This is a genomic window from Streptomyces sp. NPDC026589 (assembly GCF_040638385.1).
Taxonomy (GTDB): Bacteria; Actinomycetota; Actinomycetes; order Streptomycetales; family Streptomycetaceae; genus Streptomyces.
In genome coordinates, this window is record NZ_JBEZYG010000025.1 from 79,930 (window position 1) to 106,741 (window position 26,812).

Sequence of the window (26,812 nt, forward strand, 5' to 3'; positions counted from 1 at the left end):
TCGCTATAGGGTTGACGGCTGCCCAGTGCACGTCAGAAGGGGGCCTCGGTGGCCGCGCAGGATGCCGCTGTCGAATCGCTGCGGGACCGGGAAATCGGTGTCGAGCAGGAGCATCTCGACCGTGTTTATCACCGCCTCGAAGAGAAGATCCACGAGGCGGAATTTCTTATGAACGACGCCGTCAAGCGCGGCCAGGTCGGTACCCCCGGCGCGCTCGCGGAGCGGGACGCCCAGGTGTTCCGGGCGGGGATCCACCTCAACCGGCTGAACAGCGAGTTCGAGGACTTCCTCTTCGGGAGGATCGACCTGCTGCTCGGCAAGGACGGGGAGCGCGGCCCGGACGGCGCGTTCACCTCCGTCGAGCCGGCCGACGACACCGTACGGGAGGACGCCACAGCCGATATCGCGGAGACGCTCCACATCGGCCGGATCGGGGTCCTGGACTCCGACTACGCGCCGCTGGTGATCGACTGGCGCGCCCCGGCCGCCGCGCCGTTCTACCGCTCCACCCCGAAGGAGCCGGGCCGCGTCGTGCGCCGCCGGGTCATCCGCTCCAAGGGCCGCAAGGTCCTCGGGGTCGAGGACGACCTGATGCGCCCGGAGCTGACGGCGTTCCTGGACGGCGAGAAGCTGCCGGTGATCGGGGACGGCGCGCTGATGGCGGCGCTCGGCCAGGCGCGCAGCCACACCATGCGGGACATCGTCTCCTCCATCCAGGCCGAACAGGACCTGGTCATCCGGGCCCCCGCCGCCTCCGTCACCGAGGTCACCGGCGGCCCCGGCACCGGCAAGACCGCGGTCGCCCTGCACCGGGCGGCGTATCTGCTCTACCAGGACCGGCGGCGGTACGCGGGCGGCATCCTGATCGTCTCGCCCACCCCGCTCCTCGTCGCGTACACCGAAGGGGTGCTGCCCTCGCTCGGCGAGGAGGGCCAGGTCGCGATCCGCGCGGTCGGCTCGCTCTCCGACGACGCGGCGGGCCTCCAGGGCGCGACCACGTACGACGAGCCGGCGGTGGCCCGGATCAAGGGCTCCTCCCGGATGCTCCACGTGCTGCGCAAGGCCGCCCGGGGCGCGCTGGAACAGGGCCGGCCCGCGGCGCCGCGCGAAGAGGCGGGCCAGCTCTCCTTCGGCGAGGAGCCCGAACAGGGCGCTGCGGCGACGACCCCGAACCGGCTGCGCGTCGTCGCCTTCGGGGCCCGGGTCGAGCTGGAGGCCGACGAGCTCCAGCGCATCCGGCACAACGTGCTGGGCGGCACCGCCCCGGTCAACCTGCTGCGCCCGCGCGCCCGGAAGCTGCTGCTGGACGCCCTGTGGAGCAAGTCCTCCGGACGGGGCAGGTACACCGACCCGCAGCTGGTGGCGGAGCTGCGCTCGTCGTTCGACGAGGACGTCTCCACCGAGACCCCGTTCCTGGAGTTCCTCGACGCCTGGTGGCCCGAACTGACGCCGCGCCGGGTGCTGGCCGCGATGGCCGACGAGCGACGCCTCGGCCGCTGGTCCCGGCGCATCCTCAACCAGGGCGAGGTGCGCCGCCTGGCCCGGTCGCTGAAGCGCCTCGACGCGGACGGCGGCGGGCTGCTCTCCGTCCACGACGTGGCGCTCCTGGACGAGCTCCAGGCGCTGCTCGGCACCCCGAACCGGCCCCGCCGCAAGCGCGAGGCGGACCCTCTGGACCAGCTCACCGGTCTGGAGGAGCTGATGCCGCAGCGCGAGGAGACCCAGTGGGAGCGGGCCGAGCGGCTCGCGGCGGAGCGCACCGAGTACGCGCACGTCATCGTCGACGAGGCGCAGGACCTCACGCCGATGCAGTGGCGCATGGTCGGCCGCCGGGGCCGCCACGCCACCTGGACGATCGTCGGCGACCCGGCCCAGTCCTCCTGGTCCGACCCGGACGAGGCGGGCGCCGCCCGGGACGAGGCGCTCGGCTCCCGGCCGCGCCGCCGCTTCACCCTCACCGTCAACTACCGCAACCCGGCGGAGATCGCGGAGCTGGCCGCGAAGGTACTGGCGCTGGCGATGCCCGGCACGGAGTCCCCGGCGGCGGTCCGCTCGACCGGGGTGGTGCCCCGCTTCGAGCCGGTACGCGAAGGGGACCTGGCCGGCACGGTCCGCGAGGAGGCCGCGCGGCTGCTCGCGGAGGTGGACGGCACGGTCGGCGTGGTCGTCGCGATGAACCGGCGCGCCCAGGCCCGCGAATGGCTCGCGGAGCTGGGGGAGCGGGTGGTGGCGCTGGGCAGCCTGGAGGCCAAGGGGCTGGAGTACGACGCCACGGTGGTCGTCTCGCCCGCGGAGATCGCGGACGAGTCCCCGGCCGGTCTGCGGGTGCTGTACGTGGCGCTGACCCGGGCGACCCAGCAGCTCACGGTGGTCTCGGGGGAGCGGGACATGCCGGACGAGGACGGGGTACCGGACCTGTTGAGGGACTGACGCCGAAGGGGCTCGGCGAGTCAACCCCGCGCGCGGGAATCACTTCTCGGGGGGTCTTTGTTACCTTGGTAGTGGCACCGGCTCGATCCAAGCCCCCGGGCCCAACCTTCGTCGCTTCGAGCGACCACTTGCCGCGAGGCGAGCATGGCGGGTCGGTGCCACCCAACCGAAGAAGACAGACCCGCGTCACCTGCTGGTGGCGCGGGTCTGTTCTTGTCTTCCCGTGCTCTGCTCCCGTTTTCCGGGCTCTTTCCCTGTTTCCCGGGGCCCGTTTCCCGGGCTCCGTTCCCTGTTCCACGGGCCGTCCGGCCGGTTGGGGTCCCGTTGGGGGTTCCGCCGAACGGGTAGTTTCTCGTATGGTGGAAACTACTTTCCGAAAGACGGCAGTCATTACCGGCTACCAGCCAGTAGGTGCGACGATCGGGGAGCGTGTCCGGAACGCGGGTTCCGGATGTGCGGCAATGAAGCTAAGGAAAGCGAAGGACTCGGCCATGGCAACGGCGCCCAGCGTCTCGTACTCGATGACGGTCAGGCTGGAGGTGCCCGCGAGCGGCACCGCGGTCTCCCAGCTCACCACGGCCGTGGAGTCCTCCGGGGGCTCGGTCACCGGCCTCGACGTGACCGCCTCAGGTCACGAGATGCTGCGGATCGACGTCACCATCGCCGCCAGCTCGACCTCGCACGCGGACGAGATCGTCGAAGGTCTGCGCGACATCGTGGGTGTCACGCTGGGCAAGGTCTCCGACCGTACGTTCCTCATGCACCTCGGCGGCAAGATCGAGATGGCGTCCAAGCACCCCATCCGCAACCGTGACGACCTGTCGATGATCTACACTCCCGGCGTCGCCCGGGTCTGCATGGCCATCGCCGAGAACCCCGAGGACGCGCGCCGCCTCACCATCAAGCGCAACTCCGTCGCAGTTGTGACGGACGGCTCCGCGGTGCTCGGCCTCGGCAACATCGGGCCGATGGCCGCGCTGCCCGTCATGGAGGGCAAGGCGGCCCTCTTCAAGCGCTTCGCCGGCATCGACGCCTGGCCGATCTGCCTGGACACCCAGGACACCGACGAGATCGTCGCCATCGTCAAGGCCATCGCCCCCGGCTTCGCGGGCATCAACCTGGAGGACATCTCCGCGCCGCGCTGCTTCGAGATCGAGGCCCGGCTGCGCGAGGCCCTCGACATCCCCGTCTTCCACGACGACCAGCACGGCACCGCGATCGTCGTGCTGGCCGCCCTGACCAACGCCCTGCGCGTGGTGGGCAAGAACATCGGGGACGTACGGGTCGTCATGTCCGGCGCGGGAGCGGCCGGCACGGCCATCCTGAAGCTGCTCATCGCCGCCGGCGTCAAGCACGCCGTCGTCGCCGACATCCACGGCGTGGTGCACGCCGGACGCGAGGACCTGGTCGCGGCCGACCCCGACTCCCCGCTGCGCTGGATCGCCGACAACACCAACCCGGAGGGTGTCACCGGCACGCTCAAGGAGGCCGTGGCCGGTGCCGACGTCTTCATCGGCGTCTCCGCCCCGAACGTGCTGAACGGCGACGACGTCGCCGCCATGGCGGACGGCGCGATCGTGTTCGCGCTCGCGAACCCGGACCCCGAGGTCGACCCCGCGGTCGCCCGTCAGACGGCGGCGGTCGTCGCCACCGGCCGCTCGGACTTCCCCAACCAGATCAACAACGTGCTGGTCTTCCCGGGTGTCTTCCGCGGCCTGCTGGACGCTCAGTCCCGCACCGTCAACACGGAGATGATGCTCGCCGCGGCCGGCGCGCTGGCCGACGTGGTCGCCGAGGACGAGATCAACGCGAACTACATCATCCCCTCGGTCTTCAACGACAAGGTGGCGGGAGCGGTCGCCGGAGCCGTCCGGGCCGCCGCGAAGGCCGCCGCGGGCGCCGGAGCAGCCCCCTCCGCCTCCGTCTGACCCCACCGTTTCGGAGGCCTCTCACGGGGCACTCGCAGGACACCCCGGGCCGCACCCGCCCGTGCCGTACGGCGCGTCGCGGGTCGCGGCGCCCCAAACGCCCCTTTAGGGTGGGCGGGCAGTGGGCCCCGCGGGGCCCGGCATCCGCTGCGGTCCGCTCGGCCAAGTCGACGGAGCGTCACCACGAGCGAACCGTGGCGCTTTTCATTGACCCCGAAGGGTTCCGGATTGGCTTTCCCGCCGCTGGTGGGGGCAGGATGCGTAATCGGGCGAGAGGGTCTGACATCAGACCCGGGTCCGGGGACTGTCAGAGGGCCCTGGCAGCATCGGCTTCGATCTCACGCCTCACAGGCAAGAAGAACACGGGAGTAACAACATGAACCGCAGTGAGCTGGTGGCCGCCCTGGCCGACCGCGCCGAGGTGACTCGCAAGGACGCCGACGCCGTGCTGGCCGCGCTCGCCGAGACCGTCGGTGAGATCGTCGCCAAGGGCGACGAGAAGGTCACCATCCCCGGCTTCCTGACCTTCGAGCGCACCCACCGTGCCGCTCGCACCGCTCGCAACCCGCAGACCGGCGACCCGATCAACATCCCCGCCGGCTACAGCGTGAAGGTCTCCGCGGGCTCGAAGCTCAAGGAAGCCGCCAAGGGCAAGTAACCCTCAACGGCGCAACAGAGGGCGGCCACTCCCGACCAGGAGTGGCCGCCCTCGCGCATGCCGGAGGCACATGCGCCCCGCAGGAGCCCCCGCACCGTGCCGGGGGCATGCGAGGGCTCCCACGGGCGTGCGGAGGACTCAGGGGTGCATCCGCGCCCCCTTGAGGACCTTGTCCACGGCGTTGCGCGGCCCGTACACGGCGAGGCCCACCAGATCCAGGGCGTCCCGGCCCACCGCCCGTACGGCCGCCCGGTTGTCCCGGTCGTTGCCCGTGCCGAAGAGGTCCGCGGTGAACACGGCCGTCGCCAGCGACCGGGACAGCGCCCTGGCGTGCGCGGCGGTCACCGTCTCCTTCGCCCCCTCGAAGACCAGCACGGGCTGCCGGAGCATCGGCAGATACGCGGTGGAGTCGGCGTCCTCGTAGGGTTCGCCGATCACCTCGGGCGCCGCCGTCCCCAGGCCGCTGACCAGAAAGGCGGTCACGTTCAGGCGCTGCCAGGACTCCAGGTCGTCACGGAGCAGCACCGCGACCTTCGTGTCGAAACGGACGGGGACGCTCCCGGCCACCGTGGTCCCGCGCTCGGTCACGCGCTGGGTTTCGGTCCCGCCCTGCGTTTCGGTCTCGTGCGTGTTTCTCATGGTTCGAGACTGGCCGGTGGACCCGGGCGCGGTCTTGTACGTTCTTGGCGTGGCGCCACGGCAGGAGATCAGAGACGTCGCGGCCTGGCGCCCGGCAGTCGCCGGCGTCGTGGAGGTCTTCCACGCCCGCTTCACCGAGCACGCCTACCCCATGCACGTCCACGACGCCTGGACGCTCCTGATCGTCGACGACGGCGCCGTCCGCTACGACCTGGACCGCCACGAGCGCTCCACCCCGGACGGCACGGTGAGCCTGCTGCCGCCCGGCGTCCCGCACAACGGCTCTCCCGCGACCACCGACGGCTTCCGTAAACGGGTGATCTACCTGGACATGACGCACCTCGACGCGGGCCTCGTCGGGCCCGCCGTGGACGCCCCCGACCTCGCCGACCCGCTGCTGCGCACCCGCGTCGGCCGGCTGCACACCGCCCTGGCGGACCCGGGTGACGCGTTCGAGGCGGAGAGTCGCCTGGCGTTCATCGGCGAGCGGCTGCGGGGGCACCTGCGCCCCGGGGGCCTCCCGACGGGCCCGCCGCCCGGCCGGGGCGTCGCACGGGAGCTGCGCGAGCTCCTCGACGAGCGGCTGCGCGAGGGCGTCACCCTGGCCGGGGCCGCCCGGCTGCTGCACGCGCACCCCACCCACCTCGTACGGGCGTTCAGCGCGGCGTACGCCATCGCGCCGCACCAGTACGTGACGTCCCGCCGCGTCGACCGGGCCCGCCGTCTGCTGCTCGACGGGATGCCGCCCGGCGAGGCGGCCGCCGCCGTCGGCTTCCACGACCAGTCCCACCTCACGCGGCACTTCAAGCGGATCGCGGGCACCACCCCGGGGCGCTACGCCCGCCATGCCCGCTCACGCGGCCTTCAGGGGCCCTTCTGACGCCCGACAGCCCGCAGCCCCGGCTCCGAGTCCGGAACCGGGGCTGCGGGCCGCTCACGCGGGAACCGCGCGGTGCGCAGTGCTGTGTGCGGCAGCACTGTGCGGCCGTCACGGCGCACGGGGACGGTCAGACGAGCGAACCGCCCGGCAGTTCGACCTTCGCGCCGAGCTTCTCCAGCTTCTCCATGAAGTTCTCGTAACCGCGGTTGATCAGGTCGATGCCGTGCACCCGGGAGGTGCCCTGCGCCGCCAGTGCCGCGATCAGGTACGAGAAGCCGCCCCGGAGGTCCGGGATGACCAGGTCGGCGCCCTGGAGCTTGGTCGGTCCGGAGACGACCGCCGAGTGCAGGAAGTTGCGCTGGCCGAAGCGGCAGTCCGAGCCGCCGAGGCACTCGCGGTACAGCTGGATGTGCGCGCCCATCTGGTTGAGCGCGGAGGTGAAGCCGAGCCGCGACTCGTACACCGTCTCGTGGACGATCGACAGGCCCGCGGCCTGCGTCAGCGCGACCACCAGGGGCTGCTGCCAGTCCGTCTGGAAGCCGGGGTGCACGTCCGTCTCCAGCGCGATGGCGTTCAGCGCGCCGCCCGGGTGCCAGAAGCGGATGCCCTCGTCGTCGATCTCGAAGGCCCCGCCGACCCGGCGGAAGGTGTTCAGGAAGGTCATCATCGAGCGCTGCTGCGCGCCGCGCACATAGATGTTGCCCTCGGTCGCCAGCGCCGCCGACGCCCAGGAAGCCGCCTCCAGGCGGTCCGGGATCGCCCGGTGGGTGTAACCGTCGAGCTTGTCGACACCGGTGATCCGGATGGTCCGGTCGGTGTCCACGGAGATGATCGCGCCCATCTTCTGCAGTACGCAGATGAGGTCCTCGATCTCCGGCTCGACGGCCGCGTTGGACAGCTCGGTGACGCCCTCGGCGAGGACGGCGGTGAGCAGCACCTGCTCGGTGGAGCCCACCGAGGGGTACGGCAGCCGGATCTTGGTGCCGCGCAGCCGCTGCGGGGCCTCCAGGTACTGGCCGTCCGCCCGCTTCTCGATGGTCGCGCCGAACTGGCGCAGCACCTCGAAGTGGAAGTCGATCGGCCGGCCGCCGATGTCGCAGCCGCCCAGGCCCGGGATGAAGGCGTGGCCGAGGCGGTGCAGCAGCGGGCCGCAGAACAGGATCGGGATACGCGAAGAACCCGCGTGGGCATCGATGTCGGCGACGTTCGCCGACTCGACGTGCGAGGGGTCGAGGATCAGTTCGCCCGGCTCGTCGCCGGGCCGGACGGTGACGCCGTGGAGCTGGAGGAGCCCCCGGACCACCCGTACGTCACGGATGTCGGGAACGTTGCGGAGGCGGCTGGGCCCGCTGCCGAGCAGCGCGGCGACCATGGCCTTCGGCACCAGGTTCTTGGCGCCTCGGACGCGGATCTCGCCCTCCAGCGGGGTTCCGCCGTGGACAAGCAGGACATCGTCTGTGCCGGTCATGTATCTCGCGTTCCGGAGTGGTCGGGCAGGGGGCCAAAGAAAAGGGTAATGGCCTCCTACCCCCCTTCCGTAAGACGAAGGGGGGTGTACGAACGTCATGAAACGGCCACAACACCCTCCGCGCACCCGATCTTGCGGAGGGTTACCGTCCGGATGGCCCACCGCGCCGCCGCCCGACGGTGCGCTCCCCGTGCCTCCGTGCGCCCTGAGCTGCGCTCGCTCTCCTGAGGGCGGCATCACGGTCACTCACCCCCCGTGGAGGGTGAAGATGCGGGATCATTCCTGCCATGACGGAGGTGTCCTCGCTCACAGGGCGGCTGCTCGTGGCCGCACCCGCCCTCACGGACCCGAATTTCGACCGGGCGGTGGTGCTGCTCCTCGACCACGACGAGGAGGGCTCCCTCGGCGTGGTCCTCAACCGCCCGACCCCGGTCGGCGTCGGCGACATCCTCGCGTCCTGGGCGAGTCTGACCGGCGAGCCGGACGTCGTCTTCCAGGGCGGCCCGGTCTCGCTCGACTCCGCGCTCGGCGTGGCGGTGATCCCCGGCGACGAGGGCCCGCTCGGCTGGCGGCGGGTGCACGGGGCGATCGGTCTGGTCGATCTGGAGACCCCGCCGGAGCTGCTCGGCCCCGCCCTCGGATCGCTGCGGATCTTCGCCGGATACGCGGGCTGGGGCCCCGGTCAGCTGGAGGGCGAGCTGAACGAGGGCGCGTGGTACGTGGTCGAGTCGGAGCCCGGCGACGTCTCCTCCCCGCGCCCCGAACGGCTCTGGCGCGCGGTGCTCCGCCGTCAGCGCAGCGAGCTCGCGATGATCGCCACGTATCCGGACGACCCTTCGCTCAACTGAGCGACGAACCGTCGCTCGGCCAGGGGGCGCCCCGTCGTTCACCTGAGGGACGAACCTCCGCTCGACCGGGGGTGACCCTTCCCTCAACCGGGGGCCGCCTCTTTCAGTACCCTTGGCGGTTATGAGCACTCTTGAGCCCGATCGCGGGGCAGGTACGGGGACCCTCGTCGAGCCGACGCCGCAGGTGTCGAGGGGCGACGGCGACCACGAGCGCTACGCCCATTACGTCCAGAAGGACAAGATCATGGCGAGTGCCCTGGAGGGCACTCCCGTGGTCGCGCTGTGCGGGAAGGTCTGGGTGCCGGGGCGCGACCCCAAGAAGTACCCGGTCTGTCCCATGTGCAAGGAGATCTACGAGTCCATGGGCGCCGGCGGCGACAAGGACAAGGGCAAGGGCGGCGGCAAGGACAAGAAGTAGGTCCGGACCTCACTTGCCGGAAGGCCCCCGGGGCGTGCGACACCGCACGCCCCGGGGGCCTTCCGCTTGCCCGGTCACCCTCGGTGACCGGGCGCTCGCGTTGCACGGGCTGCATCCGCTGGTCACAGAGTGGTCGAGACCACTTGTCGTCGCCGGAACGCGGATCTACTCTCCTGCCAGTTGTGCAGAACGAAACGCACGTTGCACATGATGCAACGCATGACCGGTAGGGGTTCCGGATGAAGCTTTCTGCCCGAATTGCCGCCCCGGCTGCGGCGCTTGTGCTGGCCGGCCTCACCGCCACCGCCTGCGCGCCGCAGACCTCCGACACCAGTGCGAAGGGTGACGAGAAGAGCGGCACGCTCCGTGTCTGGCTCTTCCAGGAGGTCGGCAACAAGCCCAAGGAGAAGGTCGTCGACACGGCCGTCGCCGCGTTCGAGAAGGCCCACAAGGGTGCGAAGGTCGAGGTCGAGTACATACCGGTCGACACCCGCGCGCAGCGGATCAAGGCCGCGTTCAACGACCCCAAGAGCGCCCCGGACCTCATCGAGTACGGCAACTCCGACACCGCCGGATACGTCAAGGACGGCGGACTCGCGGACATCACCGAGGAGTTCGGCGCCTGGGACGAGGCCAAGGACACCGACCCCATCGCCAAGCAGTCGGTCACCGTCGGCGACAAGATCTACGGCGCTCCCTTCTTCGTCGGCGTCCGGGCCCTCTACTACCGCACCGACGTCTTCGAGGACCTCGGCATCGAGGCCCCCAAGTCGCAGGCCGAGCTGATCTCCACGGCCAAGAAGATCCGCAAGGCCAAGCCCGACCTCTACGGCCTCGCGGTCGGCGGCGCGTACACCTACGGCGCGATGCCCTTCATCTGGGCCAACGGCGGCGAGCTCGCGGGCGAGACCGGCGGGACGTACAAGTCGGGCATCAACAGCGAGAAGTCCCGCAAGGGCATCGAGGCCTACACCTCCCTCTTCGGCGACGACAACTGCCCGGCCGCCAAGTGCGCCTCCATGGGCGGCAACGCCACCGTGACCGCCTTCGCCTCCGGCAAGGCCGCCATGGCCATCGGCGGCGACTTCAGCCACGCGGCCGTCGAGGCGGGCGCGGTCAAGGGCAAGTACGCCGTCGTCCCGCTGCCCGGCGTCGCCAAGAACTCCATCGCCCCCGCCTTCGCCGGCGGCAACAACCTCGGCATCCTCAAGAGCAGTTCGCACCGCACCCTCGCCGTCGACCTGATGAAGTCGCTCAGCGGCAAGAAGGCCCAGGCCGAGATGTTCGACGCGATGGGCTTCCTGCCCACCTACACCGACGTCCTGGACAACGCCGCGAAGAAGGAGCCCTTCGTCGCCCCGTTCGTCGAGACCCTGGGCGCGGGCGCCAAGTTCGTCCCCGCCTCGCCCGCCTGGGGCCAGATCGACGCCTCGCTGGTCCTGCCGACGATGTTCCAGGAGATCGTCTCCGGCCGTAAGGACGTGGCCGAGGCCTCGGACGGCGCGGCGAAGAAGATGGACACGGCCTTCACCGACGCGGGCTGACGATGACCACGCACACCACCTCGCTCAAGGTGCCGCCCGCGGCCGGTAAGGGCGGCGGCACCCCGGCCGGCCGCCCGCCCCGGCGCGGCCGGTCCGTCTCGCCCGCGAACCGCGCCGGCTGGACCCCGTGGCTCTACCTCCTGCCGGCGCTCGTCCTGCTCGCCGGGCTGCTGGTCTACCCGATCTACCAACTCGGCCTGATCTCGTTCCTGGAGTACACCCAGGCCCAGGTCAGCGGCGGCGAGCCCACCACCTTCCAGGGCTTCGGCAACTACGCCACCCTCTTCAACGACAGCCAGTTCTGGCAGGTCCTCCTCGCCACCGTGGTCTTCGCCGCGGCCTGCGTGGTGTCCACCCTGATCGTCGGCTGCGCGCTGGCCGTCCTGCTCACCCGCGTCCGCGCCGTGCCCCGGCTCGCGCTGATGATGGCCGCGCTCGGCGCCTGGGCCACCCCCGCGATCACCGGCTCCACCGTCTGGGTCTTCCTCTTCGACCCCGACTTCGGGCCGGTCAACAAGATGCTGGGACTCGGCGACTTCTCCTGGATGTACGGGCGCTACAGCGCCTTCGCCGTGGTGCTCTTCGCGGTCCTGTGGTGCTCGTTCCCGTTCGTGATGGTCACCGTGTACGCGGGCATCCGGGCCATCCCGACCGAAGTGCTGGAGGCCGCCTCGCTGGACGGCGCGTCCCAGTGGCGGATCTGGCGCACCATCATGGCGCCGATGCTCAAGCCCATCCTGATCGTCGTCACCATCCAGTCGATCATCTGGGACTTCAAGGTCTTCACCCAGATCTACGTCATGACCAGCGGCGGCGGCATCGCCGGCCAGAACCTGGTGCTCAACGTGTACGCGTACCAGAAGGCGTTCGCGTCCTCGCAGTACAGCCTCGGATCCGCGATCGGCGTCGTGATGCTGGTGATCCTGCTGGCCGTCACGCTGGTCTATCTGCGCCTGGTGAGGCGCCAGGGGGAGGAACTGTGAGCGCGACGACCGGCAGTCCCGTACGCGGTCCCGCGAAGGGCACGCGCGGCGACGGCATCGCCAAGCTGCTGCGCGTCAAGCGGCCCGGCAGGCTGGCCGCCGAGGCCGCCGCCCTGCTGATCGCGGTGGCGGTCGCCTTCCCCCTCTACTGGATGGTGCTCTCCGCCTTCAAACCGGCCGGGGAGATCCAGTCCACCGAAGCCCGCCCCTGGACGCTGTCCCCCTCGCTCGACTCGTTCCGCCGGGTCTTCGAACAGCAGGACTTCGGCCGCTACTTCCTCAACAGCCTGCTGGTGGCGGGCACGGTCGTCATCCTCTCCGCGCTGATCGCCTTCCTCGCCGCCACCGCCGTGACCCGCTTCCGCTTCAAGTTCCGCACCACGCTGCTGATCATGTTCCTGGTCGCGCAGATGGTGCCGGTGGAGGCGCTGACCATCCCGCTGTTCTTCCTGATGCGGGACTTCGGCCAGCTGAACACGCTCGGCTCGCTGATCCTGCCGCACCTCGCCTTCTCGCTGCCGTTCGCCATCTGGATGCTGCGCGGCTTCGTCAAGGCCGTCCCCGAAGCCCTGGAGGAGGCCGCCTACATCGACGGGGCCAGCCGCACCCGCTTCCTGTGGCAGATCCTCTTCCCGCTGGTCTTCCCGGGCCTCGTGGCGACCAGCGTCTTCTCCTTCATCACCACCTGGAACGACTTCCTGTTCGCGAAGTCGTTCATCATCAGCGACACCTCCCAGTCGACGCTGCCCATGGCGTTGCTGGTCTTCTTCAAACCGGACGAGAACGACTGGGGAGGGATCATGGCAGCCTCGACGGTGATGACCATTCCCGTACTGGTCTTCTTCGTACTCGTACAGCGACGCCTCGTCTCCGGACTGGGCGGAGCGGTAAAGGACTGATGGCATGACACCCGAGGACTCCCTCTCCACGGGCGCCGTGGACGCCGCGGCTCTCGGTCTGATCCCGGCCCCGCGCACTCTGACGGCGGCCCCCTCCGGGCGGCCGTACCCGCTGGGCCACGAGACCCCGCTGAGCGCCGCGCCGGGCACGGAGGGCGTTGCCCGCTGGCTGCGCACCACGCTCGGCGCGGCCACCGGACTGCCCCTGGCCGAGGGCACGGGCGAGCACGGCATCGTGCTCGCCCTCGACGAGGAACTGGCCCCCGAGGCCTACCGTCTCGCCGTCGGAACCGAGGCCGTACGCCTCACGGGCGGCAGCGCCGCGGGCGTCTTCCGGGGGGCGCAGACCCTCCGTCAGCTCCTCGGCCCGGACGCCTTCCGGCGCGCGCCCCTCGCCGCGAGCCGCGCCTGGGAGGTCCCGGCGGTCGTCGTCGAGGACGAACCCCGCTTCGGCTGGCGCGGCATGATGCTCGACGTCTGCCGGCACTTCCTGCCCAAGGACGACGTCCTGCGTTACCTGGACCTGCTGGCCGCCCACAAGCTGAACGTCTTCCACTTCCACCTCACCGACGACCAGGGCTGGCGCATCGAGATCAAGCGCTACCCCCGGCTGACCGAGGTCGGCTCCTGGCGCTCACGCACCAAATACGGCCACCGGGCCTCCGACCTGTGGGACGAGACCCCCTACGGCGGCTTCTACACCCAGGACGACATCCGCGAGATCGTCGCCTACGCCGCCGAGCGGCACATCCGGGTCGTCCCCGAGATCGACATCCCGGGCCACTCGCAGGCGGCCATCAGCGCCTACCCCGAGCTGGGCAACACCGACGTCGTCGACACCACCGCCCTGACCGTCTGGGACACCTGGGGCGTCAATCCGAACGTACTCGCCCCCACCGACGACACCCTGCGCTTCTTCGAAGGCGTCCTGGAGGAGGTGCTCGAACTCTTCCCCGCCGAGACCTCCCCGTTCGTCCACATGGGCGGCGACGAGTGCCCCAAGGGGCAGTGGAAGGAGTCCCCGCTCGCCCAGGCCCGGATCGCCGAACTCGGTGTGAAGGACGAGGACGGGCTCCAGTCCTGGTTCATCCGGCACTTCGACGCCTGGCTCACCGAGCGGGGCCGCCGCCTCATCGGCTGGGACGAGATCCTCGAAGGGGGCCTCGCCGAGGGGGCCGTGGTCTCCTCCTGGCGCGGCTACGGCGGCGGCATCGCGGCCGCCGAGGCCGGGCACGACGTCGTGATGTGCCCCGAGCAGCAGGTGTATCTGGACCACCGTCAGGACGGCGGCCCCGACGAGCCGATGCCCATCGGGTACGTCCGCAGCCTGGAGGACGTCTACCGCTTCGAGCCCGTCCCGCCGGGCCTCAGCGAGGAGGCGGCCCGTCACATCCTGGGCACCCAGGCCAACGTCTGGACCGAGGTCATGCAGAACCGGGCCCGCGTCGACTACCAGGTCTTCCCGCGCCTCGCCGCCTTCGCCGAGGTCGCCTGGTCCGTCCTGCCCGCCCCGGCCGACCGGGACTTCGCGGCGTTCGACGCCCGGATGACGGCCCACTACGCCCGGCTCGACGCCCTCGGCGTGGACTACCGCCCGCCGGGCGGCCCGTACCCCCGGCAGCAGCGCCCCGGCGTCCTCGGCTTCCCGCGCGAGGGAGCTCCGCCCGTGGTGTGACCCCGCACCGCACCGCCCGGCCGCGGCCGTCCTCCGGGACCGCCGCGGCCGGCGTGCGTCCGGGCCCAACAGCCCTGACGGCACGCGCCCGAGACCCCGCCCCACGCGCCGGAGCGAGGCCGCGAACCGCAATAAGTCGTACAAGCCTCGCTGAAGAGTGCCAATTCACCCTCCCTGCCGAAGAAGGACGAAACCCGGCCATCTCGCAGGTCAGGGACGGATCCACCCTTCGCGGACCCTCGCGACGGTCCGGCCGGAAGATGTGCCAGAGTTGCCACGTCCGGGCTGTGAACACGTACCGTACGGCGGAACAGGCGGGACAGCCGGGAGACCGGGAAGGGGCAGCTGGGTTGACCACGCACGCACCGCAGGCGATGCAGACGGTGACGCTGCCGGCCTCGTTGGACGAGGCCGTGGCGGCACTCGGCGCCATGCCCGCAGCCGTTCCGGTCGCGGGGGGCACGGACCTGATGGCGGCCGTCAACAAGGGGCTCCTGCGCCCCTCGGGACTGGTCGGCCTCGGCCGGATCAGCGAGCTGCGCGGCTGGCACTACCAGGACGGCCACGCGCTCCTCGGCGCCGGCCTCACCCACGCCCGCATGGGGCGACCCGACTTCGCCGCCCTGATCCCCGCCCTCGCCGCCTCCGCCCGCGCCGCGGGACCACCGCAGATCCGTAACGCCGGCACGCTCGGCGGCAACATCGTCACCTCCGCGCCCACCGGCGACGCCCTGCCGGTGCTGGCCGCGCTGGAGGCCGAGCTGGTCATCGCGGGCCCCGACGGAGCCCGCCGCGAGATCCCCGTCTCCCACCTGCTGGCGGGCCGTGAACTGCTGGAACCCGCGGAGCTGATCGGCTTCGTCCGCGTACCGCTGCTGCACGCCCCGCAGGTGTTCCTGAAGGCCACCGGCCGCACCGGCCCGGGCCGCGCCACCGCCTCGGTCGCCATCGTCCTGGACCCGGCCCGCCGGGGCGTGCGCTGCGCGGTCGGCGCCATCGCCCCGATGCCGCTGCGCCCGCTGGAGGCGGAGCGCTGGATCGCCTCGCTGATCGACTGGGACGGCGAGCGGGGCCTGGCCCCCGACGCGCTGGCCGCCTTCGGCGAGTACGTCGCCGCGGCCTGCATCCCCGACCACGCACCACCCGCCGACGGAACAGAGGCCCCGCCGCTGTCCCCGGCCGTACTGCACCTGCGGCGCACCGTCGCCGCGCTCGCCCGACGCGCGCTGGGGAGGGCACTGTCGTGAGCAATGAGGAATTCCCCGACCAGCACGGGCGGCAGGGCCACCCCGAGGGCCCGGACCCCCGTTACGGCGGCTGGGAGCCGACGCCGCAGGGCGACGGGTTCGACGCCGACGCCACCGCGTTCGTCCACCTCCCGCCGGAGGACCTGGCGAACATTCCCCTGGCCGCTCCCGGCCAGGGGTACGTCCCGCCGATGATCCTGCCGCTGACCCCGGCCGCAGGTCTGGACCCGGCGGCGACGGGCAGCTGGGTGCTCCAGACGCAGACGCAGCAGGCACAGGCCGAGCAGCGCGCCCAGGAGGCCGCCGCCCACGACTCCGTCGCCCAGGAGCCCGGCGCGGTCCACTGGCCGGACCCGAACCAGCAGGGCGGGCAGGGCGGCTACCAGGGCCCGTACCAGGACACGTCGCACGCCACGGCCCAGTGGAACTTCACCGAGGCGTTCGGCGGGCCGCCGGCCCCGCAGACGGCGGCGGCCCCGGAGGGCGGACACCCCGGCCACGACGACCGGGCGGCGGACCATGCCGACCGGGCGGACCACGGTGACCACGCCGGTCAGGTGGACCACACCGGCCAGACGCGCCAGCCCGGCCACCCTGGCCAGTCCGGCCAGACCGGGCACACCGGCCAGTGGACGATTCCGGTGGCGGACGGGGACCTCCCGGACGAATCGGGCGAGTTCCTGGCCTCGGCGCAGGCGCCGCAGTGGTACGCGGACAGCGCCCGCCCGGCGACGCTCCCCGGCGGCGCCCCCGCCCCCTGGGCCACCCCGGAGCCGGAGCCGGAGCCGGTGACCGACCCCGTCCCCGTGGCGGAGCAGGCCCCGGAAGCGGAACCGGCGACGGACGGGCCGGCGCGGGACGAACCGGCGCAGCAAACAGCCCGGGCGGCGGACGCGGAGCCCGCCGCCGACACCACCCCCGACGCCGAGGCCCCCGCCGCCGAGGAGCCCGGGACGGCACCCGCTCCCGAGGCCGAAGCGGACACGGCCCCGGACACGGCACAGGACCCAGTCCCGGACGGAGCCCCGGAAGCGGCGCAGGACGCGACTTTGGACGACGCGGCCCCGGAAGCGGCCCCGGAAGCCGACGTCATCCCCGCCCCGGCCCCCGGCCCCGCCCTCCTCGACGCACCGAGCGAGCACCCGTCCGCGTCCTACCAGCTCCATGTGAACGGCGTGGACCGCCCGGTCAGCGACGCCTGGATCGGCGAGTCCCTGCTCTACGTGCTCCGCGAGCGCCTCGGTCTGGCCGGGGCCAAGGACGGCTGCTCGCAGGGCGAGTGCGGCGCCTGCAACGTCCAGGTCGACGGGCGGCTGGTCGCCTCCTGCCTGGTCCCCGCGGCCACGGCGGCGGGCAGCGAGGTGCGTACGGTCGAGGGCCTCGCCGTGGACGGCGAGCCGTCCGACGTCCAGCGCGCCCTGTCCGCCTGCGGAGCCGTCCAGTGCGGCTTCTGCATCCCCGGCATGGCGATGACCGTCCACGACCTCCTGGAGGGCAACCACGCCCCCAGCGAGCTGGAGACCCGCCAGGCACTCTGCGGCAACCTCTGCCGCTGTTCCGGCTACCGGGGCGTGCTCGACGCCGTCGCGGACGTCGTCGCGGCCCGCGAGGCGACCGCCGAGGCGGCCACGGCGGCCCAGGACGAGGCCCGCATCCCGCACCAGGCCGAGCCGGGCGCCGGCGGCGTGCAGCGGGGACCCCACCCGCACGAGGGAGAGGCGCTGTGAGGCACGTCCGCGGCCCCGCCGCACAGCAGCGGCACACGCAACACCAGTACCAGGTGATCGACAAGGAGGCGGCGTGAGCAGCGACGCGGCCACCGCGGCCAACGCGACCAGCACCAGCCTGCCCAGGATCGACGCGCTGAGCGGCGGGCCCGGCGGCGGACCGGACCAGGAGCTGCCCCGGATGGGCCTGGGGGCGTCGCTCCCCGCCGCCGACGCCCGCGCGAAGACCGAGGGCACCTTCCCGTACGCGGCGGACCTCTGGGCCGAGGGCCTGCTGTGGGCGGCCGTGCTGCGCTCCCCGCACCCGCACGCGCGGATCCTGTCCATCGACACCTCGGGCGCCGAGGAGATGCCCGGGGTGCGCGCGGTCGTCACGCACGAGGACGTGCCGGGGGAGAGCAACTACGGCCGCCACGTCGTGGACCGCCCGGTGTTCGCGTCCGACCTGGTCCGTCACCACGGCGAGCCGATCGCCGCCGTCGCCGCCGACCACCCGGACACCGCACGGCTGGCCGCCGCCGCCATCGCCGTACGGTACGAGGTGCTGGAGCCGGTCACGGACCCGGAGAAGGCGTTCGCGGCGGAGCCCCTGCACCCCGACGGCAACCTGATCCGCCACATCCCGCTGCGCTACGGCGACGCGGAGGCGACGGGCGAGGTCGTGGTGGAGGGCCTGTACCGCATCGGCCGCCAGGACCCGGCCCCCATCGGCGCGGAGGCCGGCCTCGCCGTGCCCCGCCCGGACGGCGGCGTGGAGATCTACACCGCCTCCACCGACCCGCACACCGACCGCGACCTGATCGCCGCCTGCTTCGGCCTGGAACCGGACCGGGTCAAGGTCGTCGTGACCGGGGTGCCGGGCGCGACCGGCGACCGTGAGGACCCGGGCTTCCAGATCCCCCTCGGACTGCTCGCGCTGCGCACCGGCTGCCCGGTGAAGCTCGCCGCGAGCCGCGAGGAGTCCTTCCTCGGCCACACCCACCGCCACCCCACGCTCCTGCGCTACCGCCATCACGCGGACGCGGAGGGCCGGCTGGTCAAGGTGGAGGCCCAGATCCTCCTGGACGCCGGCGCGTACGCCGACGCCTCATCGGAGTCCCTGGCGGCCGCCGTGGCCTTCGCCTGCGGGCCGTACGTCGTCCCGCACGCCTTCATCGAGGGCTGGGCGGTCCGGACGAACAACCCGCCGTCGGGCCATGTGCGCGGCGAGGGCGCGATGCAGGTCTGCGCGGCGTACGAGGGCCAGATGGACAAGCTGGCCGGGAAGCTGGGCATCGACCCGGCCGAACTGCGCCTGCGCAACACGCTCTCCACGGGCGACATCCTGCCCACGGGCCAGACGGTGACCTGCCCGGCCCCCGTGGCCGAACTGCTCCAGGCGGTCCGCGAGTTCCCCCTTCCCTCCCTCCCCAAGGACGCCCCGGAGGACGACTGGCTGCTGCCGGGCGGCCCCGAGGGCGCGGGGGAGCCCGGGGCGGTGCGCCGGGGCGTGGGCTACGGCCTGGGCATGGTCCACATGCTGGGTGCCGAGGGCAAGGACGAGGTCTCGACGGCCACGGTCCGGGTCCACGACGGCGTGGCCACGGTGATCTGCGCGGCGGTGGAGACGGGCCAGGGCTTCACCACGCTGGCCCGCCAGATCGTCCAGGAGACCCTGGGCATCGAAGAGGTCCACGTGGCCGCCGTCGACACCGACCAGCCCCCGGCGGGCCCGGCGACGCACGGCCGCCACACCTGGGTGTCGGGCGGGGCGGTGGAGCGCGCGGCGAAGATGGTCCGCACCCAGCTGCTCCAGCCGCTGGCCCACAAGTTCGGCATGTCCACGGAGCTGCTCCAGATCGCCGACGGCAAGATCACCTCGTACGACGGGGTGCTGTCCACGACGGTCACCGAGGAGCTGGACGGCAAGGAACTCTGGGCCACCGCCCAGTGCCGCCCCCACCCCACGGAACCGCTGGACGAGTCCGGCCAGGGCGACGCGTTCGTCGGCCTCGCGTTCTGCGCGGTACGGGCGGTGGTCGACGTCGACATCGAGCTCGGCTCCGTCCGCGTGGTCGAGATGGCGGTCGCCCAGGACGTCGGCCGCGTCCTGAACCCGGCCCAGCTGGCGATCCGCATCGAGGCGGGCATCACCCAGGGCATCGGCGCGGCCCTCACGGAGAACCTCCGGACCGCCCGCGGCCTCATCCGCCACCCCGACCTGACCGGCTACGCGCTCCCGACCTCGCTGGACGCCCCGGACATCCGCATCGTGAAACTGGTCGAGGAACGCGACGTGGTGGCCCCCTTCGGCGCGAAGCCGGCCTCGGCCGTCCCGGTCGTCACGGCCCCCGCGGCGGTCGCCTCGGCAGTCCGCTCGGCGACGGGCCGCCCGGTGAACCGACTGCCGATCAGGCCGCAGGCGGCGGTGGCGACGCCTCCCAAGGGCTGACGCGTACCCCTGGCGACGGCCCCGCTCAGCAGGCGCCGTCGCCACGGTGGCGGTGAGGGCGTACCGGGGCCCGACGAGAGCGACGAACACGACCCCGACCCGGTCGTGGCCCGGGAGGAATAAGCCCCTCCCCGGTAATTCCTGGCTAGTTCGGGTCTCACTCCGGCACCCCCTGTGGCCGCTACATTCGCCTCTGTTCGGTCCGGGCCGTCACGACCAGGGGGAAACAGACAGCTATGCGTCCCACAGAAACCAGGAGTCTCACCGGCAGATCATTCATGGCGGTGACCGTCCACGCGGTCGCCGCCTTGGGCCTCGCCGCCTCACCCGCTGCCGCGGTACCGACCGCCACGGTGGCACCCCAGCTCGGCGGCGCCTGCACCGCGGCCGAGCTCGGCACCCGCCACCCGTACATCAAGAACACCGAAGTGTCCCCGACGATCACCCACTTCAAGGGCTGGTACGTCACCGAGGGCAGCACCGGCAACCACACCGTCGTCACCAGCACCGAGACGGTCATCACGGTCTCCGTCGGCCTCACCGGCGGCGTCGAGGGCAGTTTCGCCGTCGCGACCCTCGAAGCGGCCAAAGCGAGCCTCGGTCTGGAGGTGAAGGTCGACTACGCCTCCACCAGCAGCGAGTCGAACACGGTTGTGTGGAGCTTCAACCAGCCCGGCTACTACGGCGTCTACAAGGGCACGAAAAAGGTCACCGGTACCTACGGAAGCCTCAACTGCAACCGCTCCCAGCAGAGCGACGGAAGCTGGGCGCTGAAGTGGGCCGAGGGGCCCGGCGGTGGCAGCTTCACCACCTACACCACCCTTGAGGAAGGCGCGGTGCGCTGCCAGGACACGGTGCCCGCGGGCAGCATCATGGCCAAGGCCCAGGGGCTCCTCGACTGCGGCTCGCCCGCCGCGAAGGCCGAGCGCCCGGCGGGTGCGGTGGCGCCGACGGCGAAGCAGCAGCAGAAGCCGGAGCAGCAGGACCAGGACCGCCTCACGCGGCCCCCGGCCCGCACCAGCGGCACGTCCGCCGAACAGCCCGGGGCCACCGGGCGCGGCGCACGGGCCGCACTCGACTGCCAGACCCAGGTCTACAAGATCGCCGTGCCCGGAAAGCCCCTGTCCTGGGGTGCGCCGGTCCTGGCGAGCGACGGTGTCCGCCTGCGGCCCTCGACGATCTTCAGCGCCCACCTGGACCACTGGCGCCTGTGCAACGTGACGGAGAGCAACGGGGTCATCGAGGCGACCCTGTGGAACTGGGGCAACGGCGGGTGCGCGACCATCGCCGCGCCGGACGCGGCCACCGACCGGGCGGTCCTGAGGACGGTCACCTGCGCGGAGGACGACCTCCAGCGGTTCTACGTCTACCGCGACGTTCCCGGCAGCTCGAAGATCGGTGTGCAGAACAAGTACACCGGATCCATGATAGGCCACGACCGGTACGCGGACGGGGAGTTCGTCCGCCAGTACTCCAGCGGCAGGCAGGACGGTACGGGTACGTACTCTCTGGACGCTGTCTGACGGCCCACGGGCTGTGAGCGGCCCCGCACGCGAACCCCCGGCCTCCCGGTTCCGTGCGGGGCCCTTCGCGTCCCCTGCCGGAGCGAGAGGCTCTCCGAGCGACGGGGGCACCCGGACGCTTCCGGGCCGGCCCGGATAGCCGGAGAATGCCGCGAAGGGCCGAACCCGGCCAAAGGTTCGTACCGTTGTCCGAACAAGGGAGAGCCCGCACGTGATCACTGAGCCGGAACTGGTGGGCGAGCCCGGGTCGGATGCGCCCCCGGACGTGGTGAGCGGGTTCGATCCGAGGCAGGGGCTCCCGGCCGGTGGCCGGCGCCGGGCGCGGCGGCTGCTGTGGGCCGCCGCCGGAGCGGTGGTGGCGTCGGCGGTGTGGGCGACGGCGGTCTTCGCGTACGGGATCGGCGACGACCGGAAGCCGGACCCGCACGGCTACCGCGTGGAGTCCGACTCCTGCGCGGCGGTGGAGCTGAAGGCGCTCGCCGAGGCGCTGGGGGAGCCGGCGGCCCAGCCGTCGACCGAACTGGACGGCATCGAGCACCCCGCCCTCCACCGCATCCGCTGTACCGTCGACTTCACGGTGGCGGCGGTTCGGGCGCCGGACGGCGATGAGGCCTCGGGCTGGTCCACCGGCTATCAGGCGTCCCTCACGGCCGAGTTGCACAAGGCGACCGACCCGCGCCCCGAGTTCGAGGCGAGCAGCACGCTGACGGAGATCGACGGCACGGGCGTGGACCGGGTGGAGCGCGTACCGGACCTCGGCGACCTGGCATATCTGCTGATCATGGAGGACGCATCCCTGCGCGTGCGGGTGGTGGAAGGCGGTTTCGTCGCGACGCTCGCCCTGTCCTCCTGGATGTCTCCTCCGGACATCGACAACGGAACGGACGGTCTGCCCGACGTGCTGGACCAGCCTGAGATGCTCGCCCACCGGGCCGATCTGATCAGCGATACGCGCGAGGTGATGAAAGCCCTGAAGACCGGCTGACCGGCCGACCGGCGCAAGCCGAACCGGCCGCCCCCTGTCGTGGGGACGGCCGGTTCGCGATGGAGACCGTGACCGGATTCGAACCGGTGTAACTCGAGTTGCAGTCGAGCCCCTGAGCCTCTCGGGCACACGGTCGGGTGTGGTGCGTGGTGCTGCGGTGCGTGGTCCTGCGGTGCGGTGCGGTGCTGTGTTCCTTGCTGTCCATGACGCTACGGTTCTCCGCCCGCCGCCTCAAGGGATCCGGCGGGCCCGCAACGCGACTGCCATACGCCGTTCACACCCGGTCCGGCGCCGAGGCCCGGGGCCTACGACCAAGGGCCGAGTGCGGTGCCGCCCATGGACAGGGTTCAAACTGCTCCATGCCCCTTACGCTGGGCCCATGACCGCCCTCGAACCGCGTGACGGAACCGATGCCGCACGCCTCGCGCCGCCCGCGACCGACGATCACTCCTCGGACCCGCTGTCCGACATCCCCCTCGCAGCCGTCGAAGGGGTCCTCGGGCGCACCTACCGGGCGCTCAGCATCGGCATCGTCTCCGTGGTGTTCCTCATCGCGTTCGAGGCCACGGCGGTCGGCACGGCCATGCCGGTCGCCGCGCGCGAGCTGGACGGGATCCCGCTCTACGCCTTCGCCTTCTCCGCGTACTTCACCACCAGCCTGTTCGCCATGGTCCTCTCCGGGCAGTGGGCCGACCGGCGCGGGCCGCTCCAGCCGCTCGCCACCGGGATCACCGCCTTCGGCGTCGGCCTGCTGCTCTCCGGGGCGGCCACCAGCATGTGGGTCTTCATCGCGGGCCGGGCGGTCCAGGGGCTCGGCGGCGGGCTGGTGATCGTCGCCCTGTACGTGGTCATCGGGCGGGCCTACCCCGAGCGCATCCGGCCCGCGATCCTGGCGGCCTTCGCCGCGAGCTGGGTGATCCCCTCCGTCGTCGGGCCGCTCGCCTCCGGGACGGTGACCGAGCACCTCGGCTGGCGCTGGGTCTTCGTCGGCATCCCGGCCCTCATAGTGATCCCGCTCGTCCTGGCCCTCCCGGCGATCCGGCGGACGGCCTCCGGGCCCGCCGACCCGGCCGCCGCCACCGAGCCGTACGACCGCCACCGGATCCGGCTCGCCCTGGGGATCTCGGCCGGGGCGGGGCTGCTCCAGTACGCGGGGCAGGAGCTGAACTGGCTCGCCCTCCTGCCGGCCGCCGTCGGCACCGCCCTGCTGGTGCCCGCCGTCCGCGGACTGCTGCCCACCGGGACCGTACGGGCGGGGCGCGGGCTGCCTTCGGTGGTCCTGCTGCGCGGGGTCGCCGCCGGGTCGTTCATCGCCGCCGAGTCCTTCGTACCGCTGATGCTGGTCACCCAGCGCGGGCTCTCCCCGACGATGGCCGGGCTCTCCCTGGCCGTGGGCGGGGCGACCTGGGCCCTCGGCTCGTTCGTACAGTCCCGGCCCCGCATGGAGCCCCACCGGGAGCGGCTGATGGTCAGCGGCATGGTGCTGGTCGCCGCCTCGATCGCCGTCACGCCCTCCGTCCTGATCGAGGGGGTCCCGGTCTGGACCGTCGCCGTCGCCTGGGCCTTCGGCTGCTTCGGGATGGGCATGGTGATCGCCTCCACCAGCGTCCTGCTGCTGAAGCTGTCGGCCCCGGAGGAGGCGGGCTCCAACTCCGCCGCCCTCCAGATATCCGACGGGCTCTCCAACGTGCTGCTCCTGGCCGGAGGCGGCGCGGCCTTCGCCGCGCTCGGCGGCGGGGCGGTGGGCGCGGCCGCGCACGGGGCGGTGGAGGCCGGAGCCGCCGGCTCGCACCCGGGCGCGTTCGCCGCCGTGTTCCTGCCGATGGCGGGGGTGGCGCTGGTGGGGGCCTGGGTGGCGACCCGGGTCGTCGTGCGGGAGAAGTAGCGGTACCACTTTGGCCCCACGAGTGGTACCTTTTTGGTATGGCGATGAACCTGCGTATACGTGAGGACCAGCAAGAGGCGCTGAAGCTCCGTGCCGAGCAGGAGGGGCGGAGTATGCACGCCATCGTGCTTCAGGCCATCGACCGCTATCTGGAGGTCGAGGTCGACCGGGAGTCGGTCCGCCGACTCGGCGCGAAGTACGCCGTGCACCACGCCGATCTGCTGCGGAGGCTGGGGGAGTAGTGAAGTACCTGACGGTCCAGGAAGTCCTGGACCTGGCGGAGCTCGCCTGCGGGGGGCAGCAGGTCGCGGTGCGCGACCTCGGATTGCTCAGCTCGGCCGTTCACCGTCCCCAGTCCCAGATGTTCGGTGTCGAGGCGTACACGGACCTGTTCCAGAAGGCCGCCGGGCTGTTGCAGTCCTTGGCCGTGAACCACCCGCTCGTCGACGGCAACAAGCGTATGGCGTGGATGTCCACGGTCGTGTTTCTCGACGTCAACGGGACCGACATGGTCGAGGTCGACCAAGACGAGGCGTACAAGCTGGTCATCGAAGTGGCCATGGGCAGCGTCGAGGATGTGGACCGGATCGCGGAGCGGCTGAGGGCGCTGCACGACGCGATGTGAGCACGGTCTCGCCGGCCCCCGGCACGGCTCGTTCGTGCCGGGTTTCAACCGGGCCCCCGGTAGGGTGGCCCGGTTGTCGTATCGCGGGCCGGGCCGATCAAGGGCCGGGTCCGGTGCGGACAGCGCCCCACGTACCCGAGAGCCCCGAACCGGAGACCGTGACTACTACCACCGCCTCCCACCACCTCTCACCCGCCTTTCCCGGCCGCGCCCCCTGGGGCACCGCCGGCAAGCTGCGAGCCTGGCAGCAGGGTGCCATGGAGAGGTACATCCAGGAGCAGCCGCGCGACTTCCTCGCCGTCGCGACGCCCGGCGCCGGCAAGACCACGTTCGCGCTGACCCTCGCGTCGTGGCTGCTGCACCACCATGTCGTGCAGCAGATCACCGTCGTCGCCCCGACCGAGCACCTCAAGAAGCAGTGGGCGGAGGCGGCCGCCCGGATAGGGATCAAGCTCGACCCCGAGTACAGTGCCGGCCCGCTGAGCAAGGAGTACCACGGGGTCGCCGTGACGTACGCCGGGGTCGGCGTCCGTCCGATGCTGCACCGCAACCGCTGCGAGCAGCGCAAGACCCTCGTGATCCTTGACGAGATCCACCACGCCGGTGACTCGAAGTCCTGGGGCGAGGCCTGCCAGGAGGCGTTCGACCCGGCGACCCGGCGGCTCGCGCTGACCGGCACGCCCTTCCGTTCCGACACCAACCCGATCCCGTTCGTGGCGTACGAGGAGGGCAACGACGGCATCCGCCGCTCTTCCGCCGACTACACCTACGGCTACGGCAACGCGCTCGCCGACGGCGTCGTCCGCCCGGTCATCTTCCTCAGCTACAGCGGCAACATGCGCTGGCGCACCAAGGCCGGCGACGAGATCGCCGCGCGGCTCGGCGAGCCGATGACCAAGGACGCCATCGGGCAGGCCTGGCGCACCGCGCTGGCGCCCACCGGCGAGTGGATCCCCAACGTGCTCACCGCCGCCGACAAGCGGCTCACCGAGGTCCGCAAGGGCATTCCCGACGCGGGTGGCCTCGTCATCGCGACGGACCAGGAGTCGGCGCGCGCGTACGCCAAGATCCTCAAGAAGGTCACCGGCGAGACGCCGACCGTGGTCCTCTCCGACGAGAAGGCCGCCTCGAAGAAGATCGACAAGTTCAGCGCGGACGAGTCGCGCTGGATGGTCGCCGTGCGCATGGTGTCCGAGGGTGTCGACGTGCCGCGCCTCGCCGTCGGCGTCTACGCGACGACGATCTCCACGCCTCTCTTCTTCGCCCAGGCCGTCGGCCGCTTCGTGCGCTCCCGCAGGCGTGGCGAGACGGCCTCCGTCTTCGTCCCGACCATCCCGATGCTCCTCGACTTCGCCAACGAGATGGAGGTCGAGCGCGACCACGTGCTCGACAAGCCGAAGAAGGGCAGCGACGAGGAGAACCCGTTCTCGGAGGAGGACAAGCTCCTCGCCGACGCGGAGAGGCTGGAGGACGAGGAGACCGAGGAGCAGCTGCCCTTCGAGGCGCTGGAGTCCGACGCCGTCTTCGACCGGGTGCTGTACGACGGCGCCGAGTTCGGTATGCAGGCGCACCCCGGCTCCGAGGAGGAACAGGACTACCTCGGCATCCCCGGGCTCCTCGAACCCGACCAGGTCCAGCTCCTCCTCCAGAAGCGGCAGACCCGGCAGATCGCGCACAGCCGCCAGAAGCCGGCCGAGGAGGCCGACCTCCTGGAGAAGCCGGCCGACGCCCGGCCCGTGGTCACCCACAAGCAGCTGCTGAGCCTGCGCAAGCAGCTCAACACCACGGTCTCCGCTTATACGCACCAGAGCGGCAAGCCCCACGGTGTGATCCACAACGAACTGCGCCGCGTCTGCGGCGGCCCGCCGAGCGCGGAGGCCACGGCACACCAGATCCAGCAGCGGATCGCGAAGGTCCAGGAGTGGGCGACGCGGATGACGTGACCGGGAGAACGGGCCCGAGGAAGGAAGGAGGGCGGGACGCGTATCCGTACGCGTCCCGCCCTCCTTCGCGTCCTCG

General features: G+C 71.8%; 21 protein-coding genes and 1 tRNA gene. 19 read left to right on the plus strand and 3 right to left on the minus strand.

What is annotated here, in order from left to right:
- Window positions 1–48 precede the first annotated feature (48 nt).
- The 3 genes from AB0F29_RS32995 (at window position 49) to AB0F29_RS33005 (ending at window position 5,016) form a co-directional block, all read left to right on the plus strand.
- The gene (locus tag AB0F29_RS32995) at window positions 49–2,430 is read left to right on the plus strand and encodes a UvrD-helicase domain-containing protein (protein ID WP_361879970.1); all 2,382 of its coding nucleotides are present in this window, start codon (window positions 49–51) and stop codon (window positions 2,428–2,430) included.
- Between the two features lie 491 nt (window positions 2,431–2,921).
- Window positions 2,922–4,358, plus strand: coding sequence for an NAD-dependent malic enzyme (locus tag AB0F29_RS33000; protein ID WP_361879973.1), 1,437 nt, complete (start codon window positions 2,922–2,924; stop codon window positions 4,356–4,358).
- A gap of 376 nt (window positions 4,359–4,734) precedes the next feature.
- Complete coding sequence (locus tag AB0F29_RS33005; RefSeq protein ID WP_003968811.1) at window positions 4,735–5,016, plus strand: HU family DNA-binding protein; 282 nt, start codon at window positions 4,735–4,737, stop codon at window positions 5,014–5,016.
- 138 nt (window positions 5,017–5,154) lie between these two features.
- Here AB0F29_RS33005 and AB0F29_RS33010 read toward each other — a convergent pair whose 3' ends face one another.
- Entirely contained in the window at window positions 5,155–5,655 is a 501-nt protein-coding gene (locus AB0F29_RS33010; protein WP_361879976.1) for a DUF2000 domain-containing protein, read from the minus strand.
- A gap of 49 nt (window positions 5,656–5,704) precedes the next feature.
- Between AB0F29_RS33010 and AB0F29_RS33015 the strand changes: the two genes are divergently transcribed.
- Window positions 5,705–6,535, plus strand: a complete 831-nt coding sequence (locus AB0F29_RS33015; RefSeq protein WP_361879979.1) for an AraC family transcriptional regulator — start codon at window positions 5,705–5,707, stop codon at window positions 6,533–6,535.
- Between the two features lie 127 nt (window positions 6,536–6,662).
- Here the strand turns inward: AB0F29_RS33015 and murA are convergent, their stop codons facing one another.
- Window positions 6,663–8,003: a UDP-N-acetylglucosamine 1-carboxyvinyltransferase gene (gene murA, locus AB0F29_RS33020; protein WP_097866898.1), complete on the minus strand. Its 1,341-nt coding sequence runs from the start codon at window positions 8,001–8,003 to the stop codon at window positions 6,663–6,665.
- Between the two features lie 287 nt (window positions 8,004–8,290).
- On the opposite strand from murA, the gene AB0F29_RS33025 reads away from it, so the two are divergent.
- From AB0F29_RS33025 to AB0F29_RS33075, 11 genes are all read left to right on the plus strand, one after another.
- A complete protein-coding gene (locus AB0F29_RS33025) occupies window positions 8,291–8,851 on the plus strand; it encodes a YqgE/AlgH family protein (RefSeq protein WP_018958443.1) in 561 nt (186 codons plus the stop codon).
- A gap of 121 nt (window positions 8,852–8,972) precedes the next feature.
- On the plus strand, window positions 8,973–9,269 hold the full coding sequence (locus AB0F29_RS33030; RefSeq protein WP_006124925.1) for a DUF3039 domain-containing protein: 297 nt from the start codon (window positions 8,973–8,975) through the stop codon (window positions 9,267–9,269).
- A 239-nt stretch (window positions 9,270–9,508) separates the two neighbouring features.
- Window positions 9,509–10,813 (plus strand): extracellular solute-binding protein, encoded by a 1,305-nt coding sequence (locus AB0F29_RS33035; RefSeq protein WP_361879984.1) that lies wholly within the window; start codon window positions 9,509–9,511, stop codon window positions 10,811–10,813.
- A 2-nt stretch (window positions 10,814–10,815) separates the two neighbouring features.
- Entirely contained in the window at window positions 10,816–11,796 is a 981-nt protein-coding gene (locus tag AB0F29_RS33040; RefSeq protein WP_361879987.1) for a sugar ABC transporter permease, read from the plus strand.
- A gap of 56 nt (window positions 11,797–11,852) precedes the next feature.
- A complete protein-coding gene (locus tag AB0F29_RS33045) occupies window positions 11,853–12,695 on the plus strand; it encodes a carbohydrate ABC transporter permease (RefSeq protein WP_265603978.1) in 843 nt (280 codons plus the stop codon).
- Between the two features lie 4 nt (window positions 12,696–12,699).
- Window positions 12,700–14,370 (plus strand): beta-N-acetylhexosaminidase, encoded by a 1,671-nt coding sequence (locus AB0F29_RS33050; protein ID WP_361879990.1) that lies wholly within the window; start codon window positions 12,700–12,702, stop codon window positions 14,368–14,370.
- A 350-nt stretch (window positions 14,371–14,720) separates the two neighbouring features.
- Window positions 14,721–15,617, plus strand: a complete 897-nt coding sequence (locus AB0F29_RS33055; RefSeq protein WP_018958448.1) for an FAD binding domain-containing protein — start codon at window positions 14,721–14,723, stop codon at window positions 15,615–15,617.
- Window positions 15,614–17,344, plus strand: coding sequence for a 2Fe-2S iron-sulfur cluster-binding protein (locus AB0F29_RS33060; protein WP_361879994.1), 1,731 nt, complete (start codon window positions 15,614–15,616; stop codon window positions 17,342–17,344). Before AB0F29_RS33055 ends, AB0F29_RS33060 begins: the two co-directional genes overlap by 4 nt.
- 73 nt (window positions 17,345–17,417) lie before the next feature.
- Window positions 17,418–19,775: a molybdopterin cofactor-binding domain-containing protein gene (locus tag AB0F29_RS33065; RefSeq protein ID WP_361879997.1), complete on the plus strand. Its 2,358-nt coding sequence runs from the start codon at window positions 17,418–17,420 to the stop codon at window positions 19,773–19,775.
- 236 nt (window positions 19,776–20,011) lie between these two features.
- On the plus strand, window positions 20,012–21,298 hold the full coding sequence (locus AB0F29_RS33070) for a hypothetical protein (protein WP_361880000.1): 1,287 nt from the start codon (window positions 20,012–20,014) through the stop codon (window positions 21,296–21,298).
- Between the two features lie 211 nt (window positions 21,299–21,509).
- A complete protein-coding gene (locus tag AB0F29_RS33075; RefSeq protein ID WP_361880003.1) occupies window positions 21,510–22,283 on the plus strand; it encodes a hypothetical protein in 774 nt (257 codons plus the stop codon).
- Between the two features lie 60 nt (window positions 22,284–22,343).
- Here AB0F29_RS33075 and AB0F29_RS33080 read toward each other — a convergent pair.
- Window positions 22,344–22,418: transfer RNA gene (locus tag AB0F29_RS33080), tRNA-Cys, on the minus strand.
- 244 nt (window positions 22,419–22,662) lie between these two features.
- Here AB0F29_RS33080 and AB0F29_RS33085 point away from each other — a divergent pair.
- The 4 genes from AB0F29_RS33085 to AB0F29_RS33100 all read left to right on the plus strand — a co-directional run bounded on the left by AB0F29_RS33085 (window position 22,663) and on the right by AB0F29_RS33100 (window position 26,736).
- Window positions 22,663–24,168, plus strand: a complete 1,506-nt coding sequence (locus AB0F29_RS33085; protein ID WP_361880006.1) for an MFS transporter — start codon at window positions 22,663–22,665, stop codon at window positions 24,166–24,168.
- Window positions 24,169–24,206: 38 nt separating this feature from the next.
- On the plus strand, window positions 24,207–24,410 hold the full coding sequence (locus tag AB0F29_RS33090; protein ID WP_361880009.1) for a CopG family transcriptional regulator: 204 nt from the start codon (window positions 24,207–24,209) through the stop codon (window positions 24,408–24,410).
- Window positions 24,410–24,793: a type II toxin-antitoxin system death-on-curing family toxin gene (locus tag AB0F29_RS33095; protein WP_361880012.1), complete on the plus strand. Its 384-nt coding sequence runs from the start codon at window positions 24,410–24,412 to the stop codon at window positions 24,791–24,793. The genes AB0F29_RS33090 and AB0F29_RS33095 overlap by 1 nt, the downstream gene beginning before the upstream one ends.
- Before the next feature lie 158 nt (window positions 24,794–24,951).
- Complete coding sequence (locus AB0F29_RS33100) at window positions 24,952–26,736, plus strand: DEAD/DEAH box helicase (RefSeq protein WP_361880014.1); 1,785 nt, start codon at window positions 24,952–24,954, stop codon at window positions 26,734–26,736.
- The last annotated feature ends 76 nt before the right edge of the window (window positions 26,737–26,812 follow it).